At 68.3% G+C, this 12,852-nt stretch carries 11 protein-coding genes; 4 read left to right on the forward strand and 7 right to left on the reverse strand.

Annotated elements, in window-relative coordinates; translation table 11 throughout:
* Positions 1–631 (forward strand): peptidoglycan-binding protein (locus AC32QD_RS10120; RefSeq protein ID WP_492010374.1); only part of this gene is annotated, 631 nt, incomplete at its 5' end.
* A gap of 134 nt (positions 632–765) precedes the next feature.
* On the opposite strand, the gene hemN is transcribed toward AC32QD_RS10120, so the two are convergent.
* Positions 766–2,127 carry an oxygen-independent coproporphyrinogen III oxidase gene (gene hemN / locus AC32QD_RS10125; protein ID WP_492010375.1) on the reverse strand — a complete coding sequence of 454 codons (1,362 nt, stop codon included), beginning with the start codon at positions 2,125–2,127 and terminating at the stop codon, positions 766–768.
* Positions 2,128–2,228: 101 nt separating this feature from the next.
* Between hemN and fnrL the strand changes: the two genes are divergently transcribed.
* The gene (fnrL, locus tag AC32QD_RS10130) at positions 2,229–2,975 is read left to right on the forward strand and encodes a transcriptional regulator FnrL (protein WP_492010423.1); all 747 of its coding nucleotides are present in this window, start codon (positions 2,229–2,231) and stop codon (positions 2,973–2,975) included.
* Positions 2,976–3,056: 81 nt separating this feature from the next.
* Here the strand turns inward: fnrL and smc are convergent, their stop codons facing one another.
* The 3 genes from smc to AC32QD_RS10145 form a co-directional block, all read right to left on the reverse strand.
* On the reverse strand, positions 3,057–6,515 hold the full coding sequence (gene smc / locus AC32QD_RS10135; protein WP_492010376.1) for a chromosome segregation protein SMC: 3,459 nt from the start codon (positions 6,513–6,515) through the stop codon (positions 3,057–3,059).
* A 165-nt stretch (positions 6,516–6,680) separates the two neighbouring features.
* Positions 6,681–7,292, reverse strand: coding sequence for a DsbA family protein (locus AC32QD_RS10140; RefSeq protein ID WP_492010377.1), 612 nt, complete (start codon positions 7,290–7,292; stop codon positions 6,681–6,683).
* A 24-nt stretch (positions 7,293–7,316) separates the two neighbouring features.
* Positions 7,317–7,856: a DUF721 domain-containing protein gene (locus AC32QD_RS10145; RefSeq protein WP_492010378.1), complete on the reverse strand. Its 540-nt coding sequence runs from the start codon at positions 7,854–7,856 to the stop codon at positions 7,317–7,319.
* Between the two features lie 131 nt (positions 7,857–7,987).
* On the opposite strand from AC32QD_RS10145, the gene mutY reads away from it, so the two are divergent.
* Positions 7,988–9,001, forward strand: coding sequence for an A/G-specific adenine glycosylase (gene mutY / locus AC32QD_RS10150; RefSeq protein WP_492010424.1), 1,014 nt, complete (start codon positions 7,988–7,990; stop codon positions 8,999–9,001).
* Between the two features lie 113 nt (positions 9,002–9,114).
* Here the strand turns inward: mutY and AC32QD_RS10155 are convergent, their stop codons facing one another.
* On the reverse strand, positions 9,115–9,585 hold the full coding sequence (locus tag AC32QD_RS10155) for an RNA polymerase sigma factor (RefSeq protein WP_492010379.1): 471 nt from the start codon (positions 9,583–9,585) through the stop codon (positions 9,115–9,117).
* Between the two features lie 311 nt (positions 9,586–9,896).
* Between AC32QD_RS10155 and AC32QD_RS10160 the strand changes: the two genes are divergently transcribed.
* Complete coding sequence (locus AC32QD_RS10160; protein WP_492010380.1) at positions 9,897–10,268, forward strand: CBS domain-containing protein; 372 nt, start codon at positions 9,897–9,899, stop codon at positions 10,266–10,268.
* Here the strand turns inward: AC32QD_RS10160 and AC32QD_RS10165 are convergent, their stop codons facing one another.
* Positions 10,269–10,745, reverse strand: a complete 477-nt coding sequence (locus AC32QD_RS10165) for an MgtC/SapB family protein (RefSeq protein WP_492010381.1) — start codon at positions 10,743–10,745, stop codon at positions 10,269–10,271.
* 95 nt (positions 10,746–10,840) lie between these two features.
* Entirely contained in the window at positions 10,841–12,805 is a 1,965-nt protein-coding gene (locus tag AC32QD_RS10170; RefSeq protein ID WP_492010382.1) for an aconitate hydratase, read from the reverse strand.
* Between the last annotated feature and the right edge of the window lie 47 nt (positions 12,806–12,852).

Consider the following 12,852-nt stretch of genomic DNA (forward strand, 5'->3'; position numbering starts at 1 on the left):
ACAGCGGCGCGTGGCGGCGCTGAACGCCCAGCTGCTCGAGCTTCGCAACCAGCTCGGCTCGCTGCAGTCGCTGCTCGACGACTACAAGACCCGCGACTCGAGCCAGAAGATCAAGATCGCCGACCTCGGCGCCCGGCTCAACCAGGCCCTGGCGCGAAAGGTCAGCGAGCTGAGCCGCTACCAGTCGGTGTTCTTCGAGAAGATGGACAAGGTGCTGGGCGGACGGAAGGACATCAAGCGCGTCGGCGATCGCTTCGTGTTCCAGTCCGAGGTGCTGTTCGCGCCCGGCTCGGCACAGTTGCGGCCGCAGGCGACGGCCGAGCTCGACAAGCTCGGCGAGGTGCTGCGCTCGATCGTGAAGGAGGTGCCCAAGGATCTGCCCTGGATCCTGCGCGTGGACGGACACACCGACAAGCGACCGATCGCCAGCGGCAGTCGCTATCACAACAACTGGGAGCTGAGCACCGCGCGCGCCGTCTCGGTGGTGGAGTACCTGATCGACCACGAGAACGTGCCGCCCAAGCGCCTCGCCGCGGCCGGATTCGGCCAGTACCAGCCGGTCGCATTGGGCGATTCGCCCGAGGCGCTGGCGAAGAACCGGCGCATCGAGTTCAAGTTCACCGAACGCTGAGCGGACAGGCGCGGCCGGGCGGAATTCGCCGGCGGTCCTGCCGGGTGGTCCTGCCCTGTGGTCCTGCCGGGCGGTCCTGCCGGTCCTGCCCGAAGCGCACGACGCCTCGGCGGCCGGTTACTGCTGCAAGTCCCTCACACGGCGAGGCTGTGGCGGGCCGGCGTCCGGCCGAAATAGGCGTCGAACTCGGCGGCGATCAGCCGGGTATGGCTGCGCCAGGCCTCGGCGATGGTGAAGCCGCCGCGCCAGGGTTCGAGCGCCCCGGCAGGCGCGCTGGCCACTAGCGCGGCCGCCGTCTCTGCCAGCGGATGCGCGAAATCGCCGTAGCGGCGCTCGAGCTCCTCGATGTCCAGCCGGAAGTGGCACAGAAGCTCCTCGATGGCGTCGCCGCGCACCTGGTCGTCGAGCGTCAACGCGATGCCGCGCCTGGTCGCCAGTCCCCGGTCGAGCGCGCGTAGCTGGTAGGCCGCCGTGATCGGATCGTTCTGCACGTAGCCCTGCGGCAGCAGCCCGATCGCCGAGGCGCCGAAGCCGATCAGCGCATCGCCCTCGTCGACCGTGTATCCCTGGAAATTGCGCCGCAGCCGGCCTTCGTCGCGCGCCGTCGCCAGGGCGTCGCCGGGCAGGGCGAAATGGTCGATGCCGACCGGCGTGTATCCGGCCTCGACCAGCATCCGCGCCGCCCGCGCGGCCTGCACCTGCCGCTCGGCGGGGCCGGGCAGGTCTGCCTCGTCGATCATCTTCTGCCGCTTGGCCATCCAGGGCACATGGGCGTAGCCGAACAGCGCGATGCGGTCGGGCGCCAGCGCGATCACCTGCTCGAGCGTATGAGCGAGGCTCGCTTCGGTCTGCCTGGGCAGGCCGTAGACCAGGTCGACATTGATGCCTCGAACGCCGATGTCGCGCAGCCCCTCGATCACCTCGCAGGTCAGGGCCCGGCCCTGCACCCGGCCGATGGCGTGCTGCACCGCCTCGTCGAAGTCCTGGACCCCGATCGAGGCACGGGTGATGCCGGTGTCGCGGAACGCGGCGAGCCGCTCGGGGGTCATGTCGCGCGGGTCGATCTCGACAGCGAACTCGGAATTTTCTGCGCCCGGAAATCGGCTGTGCACATGGCGCACGAGCCGACGAATGTCGCCCGGCGCAAGCACAGTCGGCGACCCCCCCCCCCAATGCACCCCCGCCACCCGCTGGCTGCCGCCGACAAGTGCCGCTACCGTATCGATCTCGCGCTCGATGGCCTGAAGGTAGCGGCTGACGGGGTAATAGGCCGTCGTGCCTTGCGTGCGGCAGGCGCAGAACCAGCAGAGCTGGTCGCAGAACGGGATATGGAGATAAAACGATATCGCCGCGTTGGCTGGAAGCTCACTGAGCCAACGCCCATATGTCTCGACATCGACTTCCGGCGAGAAGTGCGGTGCCGTCGGGTAGCTGGTATACCGCGGGACACCGCGGGCGAGTGCATTGCTGTCGAAAGGGGCGGAACGAACTGTCATCGTGTGATATTGTTCTGGATCGTCCACTAGGTCATTGATGCATGTCAATGGACATGAAATTGAGCGCTGACACGGAGAAACCTATGCCGGCAATCGCGAAGCTGAAGCTGCGCGACTCCCAAGAGTTGCGCGAACGCTGCGTCGACTGCACGATTCGTCACCGGGCAGTCTGCTCCTACGCGGCGCCGAACGAGCTGGATTTGCTGGATTCCATCAAGTTCTACAAGAGCTTCGAGCCGGGGCAGGAAATCGTTGCCGCCGGCGAGCACACCGATTTTCTCGGCTCGGTGGTCGATGGGGTGGTTGCCCTTTCGAAGACCATGATAGACGGACGGCGCCAGACGGTGGGCCTGATGTTTCCATCGGACTTCGTTGGCCGGCCGATGCGGCCCATTGCGCTTTACGATGCGACCGCCGTGACCCCGGTGAGGCTTTGCCTCTTCGTACGCAGCCGGTTCGAGCAGCTGGTGCGCCAGATGCCATCGCTCGAGAAGCGGCTTTTGGAGATGACGCTGGACGAGCTCGACGCGGCGCGCGACTGGATGCTGCTGCTGGGCCGCAAGACGGCGCAGGAGAAGATCGCGACCTTCCTGACCATTTTGGCGCGCCGCGCCGCGGCGTTGGAGAACAAGCCGGCGGAGGACGGGCTGAACTTTCAGCTGCCCTTGAGCCGCGAGGCGATCGCCGACTATCTGGGCCTGACCATCGAGACGGTCAGTCGCCAGATCACAGCCCTCAGGAAGGCCGGGGTGATCGACCTGATCGACGCCCGCAGCATCCGTGTGCCTGATTACGCGGCCCTGCTCGAGGCCGCCGGGGAGGACGCCGACGGCGGCTGGATCGACTAAGCCGAGGAGGCCGCGAAAGCGGCGGCACGAAGGGGACGGCTCGGCAAAACCGTCGGTGCGGTCCGACAGCAGCCCGTAGCCTCACGCGTCGGCCAGTTCTTCGGCCTTCTTCAGGTCCACGGAAACCAGCCGGCTAACGCCGCGCTCGACCATTGTCACACCGAAAAGCCGGTCCATCCGGCTCATGGTGATGGCGTGGTGGGTGATGATCAGGAAACGCGTCTCGGTGAGCCGGACCATCTCGTCGAGCAGTTCGCAAAAGCGGGTCACGTTGGAATCGTCGAGCGGCGCGTCGACCTCGTCGAGCACGCAGATCGGTGCGGGATTCGACAGGAAGACCGCGAAGATCAGGCTAAGCGCGGTCAGGGTCTGCTCGCCGCCCGAGAGCAACGACAGGGTCGACAGCTTCTTCCCCGGGGGCTGGCACAGGATTTCGAGCCCGGCATCGAGCGGGTCCTCGGATTCGACCATGACCAGCCGCGCCTCGCCCCCGCCGAACAGGTGGCGGAACAGGCGGGCGAACTTCTCGTTGACCTGCTCGAAGGCGGTCAGGATGCGCTCCCGGCCCTCGCGGTTGAGCTCGCCGATGGCGGTGCGCAGCCGCTGGATGGCGGCCTCGAGGTCGTCGCGCTCGGCGCCGATGCGCTCGCGCTCGGCCCGCACCTCGGCCGCGTCCTCCTCTGCCCGCAGGTTGACGGCCCCCAGCGCGTCGCGTTGCCGGCGCAGGCGGGCGACCTCGATCTCTGCCTGATCGGGCGAGGGCAGGTGGTCGGCGCCGTCGATCGAGTCGCGGAGTTCGCTCGGGGTGGCGTCGGCGTCCTCACGGATCCGATGCTCCGCTTCCTCGCGCCGCCCAGCGGCGTTCTCCAGCCGCGCGTCGAGGCGGGCCCGTGCCTCTCGACGCTCCGATGCCGTGCGCTCGGCCTCCCGCTCGGCGGCCTCGGTCTCGCGCAGCCGTGTCTCGCCTTCCGCCAGGGCATCGGCGGCGGTTCGGCGGCGGCCCTCGGCCTTGTCGATCTCGGTGGCCAGCCGTTTGCGCTTTTCGGCAAGTTCGCCCGGCACGACCCCGGCAGCCGCGCGTGCCTCGGCGGTCTCGCCGACGCGCTTTTCCAGCTCGCGCATGCGGCTTCCGGCGTTGTTCAGACGCTCGGCCCAGGAACAGCGCTCGCGATCGATCTCGGCGATCCGCTTGTCCCGCGAGAGGCCCTCGCGGCGCAGCTCGTCGGCGCGGGTGCGGGCGGCCAGCATGGCGGTGCGGGCTTCGTCCACGGCGCCGCGCTTTGCCTCGACGGCGGCGCGGGCCTCGCCGACGTCGTCGAGCTGGGCAAGGGTCGCCTCCGCCTCGGCCAGGGCATCTTCTGCATCGCTGCGCTCGGCCTGCCTGAGCGCCAAAGCGTGGCGCTGTGACTCGCGCTGGCCGCGCCGCATCTCCAACGCCGACTCGGCCTTCGAAAGCGCGCGGGCGGCATCGGCCAGCGTCTGGTCGGCAGTGCGCCGGCGCGCCCGCGCGGCGCTCTCACCGGTTGCCGCCGACTCGAGGGCGCGGCGAGCCGCGCCATGTTTCTCGGCCGCGGCCGAGCGTCGCGCCTGGTGCTCGCTGAGCGTCTTGGTCAAGGCCTTCAACCGGTTGCGCTGCTCGAGGCGCAGCGCAGCGGAAGAGGAGGCATCCGCCGCGCGCATCCGGTAGCCGTCCCAGCGCCACAGATCGCCTGCGCGGCTGACGAGACGCTGACCCGGCGCGAGCGCGGCCTGGAGGGCATCGCCCGCCTCCGGCGCGACCACGCCGACATGCGCGAGACGCCGAGCCAGCGCCGGCGGCGCCTTCACATGGCCTGCCAGCGGCTCGCTCCCCTCGGGCAGGCCGGCAGCATCGGCATAGGCGGAAAGCGTCGCCCAGCCGCTTGCCGCTGCACCGGGCTCGAGCTCGGGGGCCCGCAGGTCGTCGCCGAGCGCCGCGCCCAGCGCGGCCTCGTGGCCCGGGGAGACGGTGACACGGTCGATGAGCTGTTCGGTCTCGCCCGAGTCGTGGGCGATCAGGCGCTCGAGCGCGGTGACCTCGGAGCTGAGTGCGGCGACCTCTCCCTCGGCAGCGGACACGGCCGCGCGGGCCTCGGCCTCCGAGCTCTGGGCGGCGGCGCGGGCGGTTTCGGCGGCCTCGAGCGCCTGTTCCGCCAGGCTTGCCTCGGCGCGGGCATTTTCCTCGGTGGCGCGGGCCTTACCCAACGTCAATTCGAGATTGGCGATTTCGGCCGCCAGCGCCTGTTCGGCTTCGCTGGCCTTGGCGATGTCGGCGTCGATGTGGGCGAGCGTCGCCCTGGCCTCGTCGCGCCGGCGCTCGGCGGCAGCGGCGCGGGCAGCGAGTCGATGCGCCTCCTCGGTCAGGCGGTCGAGGTCCGACTCGTCGGAATTCAGCGCTTCGGCGGCAGCACGCGCGGCGTCCTGGGCCTCGGCCAGGGCAGCGGCGTGGCCCTCGCCGGTGGTTCGGAGTCGGGCTTCCTCGGCATCGAGCCGCTCGACTGAACCCTTGGCATCATGCTCGAGGGCCTCCTCGCGCTCGAGATCGAGCGCGAGCTGGCGGCCGCGGGCGGCGAGCGCGTCGATCTCGGCTTGAGCCTGGGCCGCGCGCTCGGCAAGCTGGTCGTGCTCGATCACAAGGCGCTGGTGCACGGCCCCCGCGACATTGGCCTCGTCGCGCAACGGGGGCATCGCCGCCTCGGCCTGCTCGCGGGCGCGCTGGGCGGCGCGGGCCGTCGCCTCGGCCGTGGCAGCGGACCGGGTGCCCTCGGCGAGCGCGCGCTCGGCCTCCGCGTGCTCGGCCTCAGCAGCTTGCCAGCGCAGGAGCAGGAGCACCGCTTCGGCGCGCCGAAGCTGACTGGCGATTTCGCGGTACCGGCGCGCCTGGCCAGCCTGCCGGTCGAGGCTGCGCAGCTGGGTATCGAGCTGCTCGATCAGGTCGGCGACGCGGGCGAGGTTGCTCTCGGCGGCGCCGAGCTTGAGCTCGGCTTCGTGGCGGCGCTGGTAGAGTCCGGAGATTCCTGCGGCCTCCTCGAGGATCCGCCGGCGGGCCTTGGGCTTGGCGTTGATCAGCTCGGCGATCTGGCCCTGACGCACGAGAGCGGGCGAGTGCGCGCCGGTCGAGGCATCTGCGAACAGCATATGCACATCGCGGGCGCGCACCGTCTTGCCATTCACCGTGAAGGCCGAGCCGATCTCACGGGTGATGCGGCGGCTGATTTCCAGCGTATCCTCGGCATTGAATGCAGCCGGCGCCAGGCGCTCGCGGTTGTCGATCAGGATCTCGACGGAGGCGGTATTGCGCGCGGGTCGCGTCTCGGAGCCGTTGAAGATCACATCTTCCATGCCCTCGCCGCGCATGGCGGTGGGCCGGTTCTCGCCCATCACCCAGCGCAGGGCTTCCAGCAGGTTCGACTTGCCGCAGCCGTTCGGCCCAACAACGCCCGTCAACCCCGGCGTAATGACGAGCTCGGCGGGATCGGCAAACGACTTGAAGCCGTCGAGTCTGAGTTTAGCGAACTGCACGCGGCCTGCCTGCCTCTGTTCTTTTGCGCAGAGTGTGCGGGAAGGCGGGCGCCCATGTCAACGACGTTGGACGTCTATCTGGGGGTTATCCACAGATGAGACACAAGACCTAGGGGAATCGGCGTCGGAACCGCGGACAGCCGTCCGGCGCTGCCCCGGCCTGCTTCAAAGCGCGGCATCGATCAGCTTGGCGAACTGGTCGTAAGGCATTTCGCCGGTATGCTTCTTGCCGTTGATGAAGAAGGTGGGCGTCGCCGTCACGTTATCCTTGGCGGCGTTCGTCTGGTACTGCTGGATCAGGGCGTGGGCGTAGTCCTGGTCCGAGAGGCACTTCTTGATTTGCGTGCTCGAGAGCCCGTTCAGGCGGCCGATCTTGGCGATTTCGTCGCCAATCTGATCCTGTGGCACCCCAAGCCAGACCTTCTGCTTTGTCAGGAAGGTCTCGGCCAGCGGGTAGAACGCCTTGGGGCCGCCGCAGCGCGCCACCATCGACGCCCACAGGCCGTACTTGTCGAAATAGACCTCGCGCAGGATGAACTTCACCTTGCCGGTGTCGATGTAGTGCTGCTTGAACTGCGGAAAGTCTTGGCGCGCAAAGTTGCCGCAGTGCGGACAGGTGAACGAGGCGTACTCGATCACGGTGACCGGAGCGTTCTTGTTCCCCAGCGGAATGTCGCCCATCACCGGGTCGGCGAGCGCCGCGACGGGCAGCGCGGCCAAAGCGCCGGCAACGGCGGCGGCGGCGAGAAGGCGGCGGCGGTCGAGCATCAGCGGCATCGGAGTCTCCTCGAATCGAACAGGTCAGGCGGAGGCGGGCCCGCGCCGGCGCGCGAGCACATGGGCGCCCAAGCGGGTCAGCGCCGCGCGCAGGTCTTCGTTCTCGATGCCGCTGGCGAGTTGCGCGGCGCGGCGCTCCTCGGCCTTGCCCGGCACGACGGCGGGCACGGCAAAAACGGGTGCCGGCTCCGCAAATCCCGGAGCGGGAGCCGTTTGGGTCAACTTGACGCGAGCGACGGCGCGGTAGCCGCAGAACTGGTTCACGCGTTCGCGCACGCGCGGCGCCAGATGCTCGGCTTCGGTCGCCCGGGCCCCCTCGGCATGGATCACAAGCGTCGCCCCGACGCTGCGGTCCCGGGCGTAGGAAACCTTCACCGGTCGGCAGAGGCCGGCCAGATGATCGCCGACGATCTCGTCCCAGCGGGTCAGCACCTGCGGCTCGGCGAAGCCGCGGCCCGCCGCCGCCTCGCCGACCGTTCGCTGGGCGCATGTGGCAGCGGCGAGGAAGCCGCCGGTGCAGCGTTTGTGGGTTCCGGACTTGCCGCGGGCCTTCGCCAAGGTCATGCTCCCGATCCCGGACTCGGTCGCCTTTTGCACGGGCGATCCGGAGGGTTCCGTCTCCGGTTACGACAGATCGCGCGCGAAGGAAAGACGGCGTGAACGAAGAGCCGATGACGAAGGCGCAGGCGCGAAACATGGCCCGGCGGCTGCTCGCCTGGTACGACCGGCAACACCGCGTGCTGCCCTGGCGCGTTCCGCCGGGCGCGGGCGTGCGGCCCGATCCGTATCATGTCTGGCTGTCGGAGGTGATGCTGCAGCAGACGACCGTCGCGGCGGTGCGCGACTATTTCCTGGCCTTCACGCAGCGCTGGCCCACCGTCGAGGCGCTGGCGGCGGCGCCCGTCGAGGACGTGCTCGGCGCCTGGGCGGGGCTCGGCTACTACGCCCGGGCGCGCAACCTGCACCGCTGTGCTGTCGAGGTGGCGCGCCGGGGCGGGAGATTCCCAAGTGACGAGGCGGAACTTCGTGCGTTGCCGGGGATCGGGCCCTACACGGCGGCGGCCGTGGCGGCGATTGCCTTCGATCTGCCCGCGACCCCGGTCGACGGCAATGTCGAGCGGGTGATGGCGCGTCTCTTCGCGCAAACCGATCCGCTGCCGGGCGTGAAGGAGGGGCTGCGGGCCCGGGCTCAGGCATTGAACCCGGAGCGACGCCCGGGCGACTACGCACAGGCCGTGATGGACCTCGGGGCCACCGTTTGCACGCCACGCCGGCCGGCCTGCGGTATCTGCCCATGGCGGGAGAGCTGCCGGGGCAGGGCGCTGGGAATTGCGGAAACCTTGCCGGTACGTGAGGTCCGACGGGCCAAGCCGGTGCGACGAGGCTGGGCCTATGTGGCGTTGGACGCGAATGACCGGGTGCTGACCGTGCGGCGGCCCGACAGCGGCCTGCTGGGTGGCATGCTGTCGCTGCCTTCGAGCGACTGGGGGGCCGAATTGCCGGAGCAGGCGCCACCCCTCGCCGCGACTTGGCACGACGCGGGCGAGGTGCGCCACACCTTCACTCATTTCCACCTGCGCCTGACGGTATTATGGGGCCGGGTCGGCCGGCTTGACGCAAACGCCGTCCCGCTGGAACAGGCGGACCAGGCCATGCCGACCCTGTTCGCAAAGGCGCTGCGACTGGGCCGCTCGGCGGCGACCGCGTGAGTGCTGCAGCCCCTGGCGGGCGGGTCGCCGCGCCCTCGCCGCAGAGGTCGGAATCCGGGCACTCGAACTCCTGCGGTTGCAGGCACGGAGACCCTGCGCCCAAGACTATGGAATCAAGCCGCCAGTGCCCGCCGCGCGCGTGAGAGACGACTCTTCACGGTCCCGGTCGCGACATTCATGCGCTGCGCGATGCCATCATGGCTGAGGCCGGAAAGCACGCTGAGCAGCACCACGCGGCGATCGCAGGGGCGAAGCTGGCGCATGCGCGCCTCGACCTCGCCCAGCCGGTAGTGGAAGTACTGGGACTCCGGCGTCGCGGTTTCTCCGTTCCAGTCTTCGATGGGCAGGTGATGGCCGCGGCGGGCCGCCTTGCGCCGGCCATCGATGTGAAGGTTACGCAGGATCGTGAACAACCAGCGCCGCAGGTCGGTGCCCGGGCGGAACTGTTGCTGGCGCGCCAGGGCACGCTCGAGGCAATCCTGCACCAAGTCTTCCATGTCGGCGCGGTTTCGGGTCAACGCGCCGGCATAGCGCCGAAGATGGGGAATTTCTTCCTGGATCTGTAGCGAGAGGTCGCTCTGCATGCTTCTTCTTTCGCCTCCGCTCGTTGTTTCTAGATGCACGGCTGCACGCCTGTGGGAGTCAGATAATCGACCAGAGGTAAAGTCAACGTATGTGCAGGGTTTCATAACGAAAATTTCATCGGCAAGTAACAATCACTGTTTGCAATACAACAAATGTATACAATGTCCCAATGTCGAAAAACGCATCTATTGTATATAATGACGCAGATTGTAAAGTTACTCATAATGTGTATGCGGGCAGGGATGGCAATCCGGAACCGGCCTGACGGGGCAACGTTTCTGCCTAACAAGAGCTGCATGCGAGGCCGAAAATGACGCAGGCGAAGGATATCATGCACCCGGCCGCCGCCATCGTTTCGGTTGATCAGGCTATTGGCGACGCCGTGGCGACGGTTCTGGGCAAAGGAGGCGGTCATGTCGTGGCCGTCGACGGTGACGAAGTGGCCGGGGTGCTCGACCCTGCGATCCTGTCTCAAGTCGATATGAGGTCGCCGCAACTCAGTCAGGAGATGGTCGGCAACCTGGTGAGCCTGACTTTCCGCACCTGCCGTCCGGACGACACCACGAGCACGATCCGGGACGTGTTCGAGCGATCCGGTGCGGGCGCCATCGTCGTCGTCGAGGGCCATGGGCACGTCGAAGGCATCATCGCGCCGTCGGATCTGCCCGGCATGGCGCGCTGATCATCTCAGTGTGCGCTCTTCGACCAGGCGCACCAGCGACAGCACGCCCAAGGCGAGGAACGCGCCCAGGAAGCCGAGCCCGAAATAGCCCCTGCCACAAGCCATGCCGAGCGCGCCGGCCAGCCACAGGCCGGCGCCTGTCGTGATGCCTCGCACGCCTTCCCCGCGTCGGATAATGGCGCCTGCGGCGAGGAAGGCGACGCCGGAGGTAATCGCCTCGAGCAGGCGCAGGGGGTCCGAGCTGACCCGGGGGGCGTTCCTTTCGACTTCCCCGTAGATCTGGAAGGCGATGATGGTGAACAGCGCCGAGGCAAGCGCGACGATCATATGCGTCCTGAGCCCGGCCGGCCGGTGACGGCTCTCGCGCTCGACACCGATGATGGCCCCGCAGGCGAGCGCCGCCATCAGGCGCAGCAGCGCGTCCGAAAAGCTCAGGTCCAGGGCCCAGACCTGATCCCATATGCTAAATGCCGGCATGGTGGCGTCCTCTTCCGCTGGGTCTCCTGCCGACGAGCCCGGCCGGGGCGGTTCGTTGCCACGGTTATTCGCTGCGCGGCCGGTGCGCCCCCGCACTACGCCTTGCCGGCCTTCCCGTCCTCTTTGGCGCGGAACCGGTTGATCACGCCGCCGGCGGCGAGGAGGGCACGCTCCTCGTCGCTGAGGTCCAGGACGAGTTCGAGCTCCTCGTCATCGGGCTTGAGCGTGACCGTGATGCGATCGGACCCGGCGATGGCGTCGTCAAGACCGGTGAACTGCAGCCGCGTCTCTTGTGACAGCCGGTCGCGGTCGTCAGGGTCGGCGAAGGTCGCCGGCAGCACGCCATAGCTGATCAGGTTGCGCCGGTGAATCCGGGCGAAGCTTTTTGCGATGACGACACGCAGCCCCAGATAGCGCGGCGCAAGAGCAGCGTGCTCGCGGCTCGAGCCCTGGCCATAGTTTTCGCCCCCTATGATCGCGTGGCCTCCCTCGTCCTTCGTTTCCTTGGCGTGCCCCACATAGTCGGGGTCGACATCGCGGAAGGCGAACTCGGCAATGCGCGGGATGTTGGAGCGGAACGGCAGCACCTCGGCGCCTGCAGGCAGGATTTCGTCGGTGGAAATGTCGTCGTCGGCAACGAGGATGACCGGAACCTCGAGCTCGTCGGGTAAGGCGTCCAGCTCGGGCAGGGTGGCGATATTCGGTCCCTTGACCAGCTCGACCTTCCGGGCCTTCTCGGGCGGCAGAGGCTCCTCGAAGGAGTCGCGCGAACGCGTCGGTGTCTCCGGCGGCTCGGTGCTGCGGATGTCAGCTTCGATTTCGCGCGGATCGGTGATACGGCCCGAAAGCGCTGAGGCCGCCGCTGTCTCCGGGCTGCACAGGAAGACACTGTCCTCGCGTGTTCCCGAGCGGCCGGGGAAGTTGCGCGGCACCGTGCGCAGGCTGTTTCGGCCGCTGGCCGGGGCCTGGCCCATGCCGATGCACCCGTTGCAGCCCGACTGGTGCAACCGCGCCCCGGCGGCCAGCAGGTCGAAGAGCTGACCGGTTTTCGCAAGATCGGTGACCAGATCGCGGGTCGTCGGATTGACGTCTAGGGAAACCTGTCTGGGAACCTGGCGCCCGTGGACCATCTCGGCCACGACAGCGAAATCGCGGAAGCCGGGATTGGCGGACGAGCCGATATAGGCCTGATAGATCTCCTCGCCTGCCGCCTCGCGCACGGTGACCACGTTGCCGGGACTGGAGGGCCGGGCGATCATGGGCTCGAGGGCGGACAGGTCGAGCTCGTCCTCGTAGTCGTAGGCTGCATCCTCGTCCGCGACAATTTCCTGCCAGTCGTCCGCCCGCCCCTCGCGCTCGAGAAAGTGGCGGGTCGCGTCGTCGGAGGGGAAGACGGTGGTCACGGCGCCCATTTCCGTGCCCATGTTGGCGATCACGTGCCGGTCCATCGCCGCGAGGCTCTCGAGCCCCGGCCCGTGATATTCGACGATGCGCCCGTTCATGCCGTCGACGTCGTGGCGGCGCAGCATCTCGAGGATCACATCCTTGGCGCTCACCCTGTCGGGCAGTTCGCCGGTCAGCCGGACGCCGTGAATTTCGGGCATCAGGATCTTGTAGGGCTCGCCGGCGATGGCCATGGCCACGTCGATCCCGCCGGTGCCGATCGCCAGCATCCCCAGCGAGCCGGCGGCGCAGGAGTGACTGTCCGAGCCCAGCAGGGTCAGCCCCGGTTTGCCGAAATAGCGCATGTGCAGCGGGTGGCTGACACCGGTTCCGGGGCGCGCGCACCACAACCCAAAGCGCTGCGCCGCGCTGAGCAGGAACAGGTGGTCGTCCGGGTTCCTGTAGTCCTCCTGGATCAGGTTGTGATCGATGTACTGAGTCGACAACTGGGTGCGCGCCCTGTCGAGGCCGAGCGCCTCCAGGGTCAGCATCACCAGGGTGCCGGTAGCGTCTTGCGTCAGCGTCTGGTCGATCGTCAGCGCGATCGGCCGACCCGCACGCATCTCACCCTCGGCGAGATGGGAGGCGATCAGCTTCTGGGCAACGCTGTGGGCCATGGTGCAGCCTCTCGTGGCTGGATTGCGGTTCGGCACGCCCGGCGCTG

This window comes from Thermohalobaculum sp., from assembly GCF_058622915.1.

What these genes read in the sequence shown, in the direction of transcription:
- mutY (WP_492010424.1), top strand. Translation starts at nt 7,988, where the DNA reads ATGGCCCGGCGGCTGCTCGCCTGGTACGACCGGCAACACCGCGTGCTG.
- AC32QD_RS10145 (WP_492010378.1), bottom strand. Translation starts at nt 7,856, where the DNA reads ATGACCTTGGCGAAGGCCCGCGGCAAGTCCGGAACCCACAAACGCTGC.
- AC32QD_RS10165 (WP_492010381.1), bottom strand. Translation starts at nt 10,745, where the DNA reads ATGCCGGCATTTAGCATATGGGATCAGGTCTGGGCCCTGGACCTGAGC.
- AC32QD_RS10140 (WP_492010377.1), bottom strand. Translation starts at nt 7,292, where the DNA reads ATGCCGCTGATGCTCGACCGCCGCCGCCTTCTCGCCGCCGCCGCCGTT.
- AC32QD_RS10155 (WP_492010379.1), bottom strand. Translation starts at nt 9,585, where the DNA reads ATGCAGAGCGACCTCTCGCTACAGATCCAGGAAGAAATTCCCCATCTT.
- hemN (WP_492010375.1), bottom strand. Translation starts at nt 2,127, where the DNA reads ATGACAGTTCGTTCCGCCCCTTTCGACAGCAATGCACTCGCCCGCGGT.
- AC32QD_RS10160 (WP_492010380.1), top strand. Translation starts at nt 9,897, where the DNA reads ATGACGCAGGCGAAGGATATCATGCACCCGGCCGCCGCCATCGTTTCG.
- AC32QD_RS10170 (WP_492010382.1), bottom strand. Translation starts at nt 12,805, where the DNA reads ATGGCCCACAGCGTTGCCCAGAAGCTGATCGCCTCCCATCTCGCCGAG.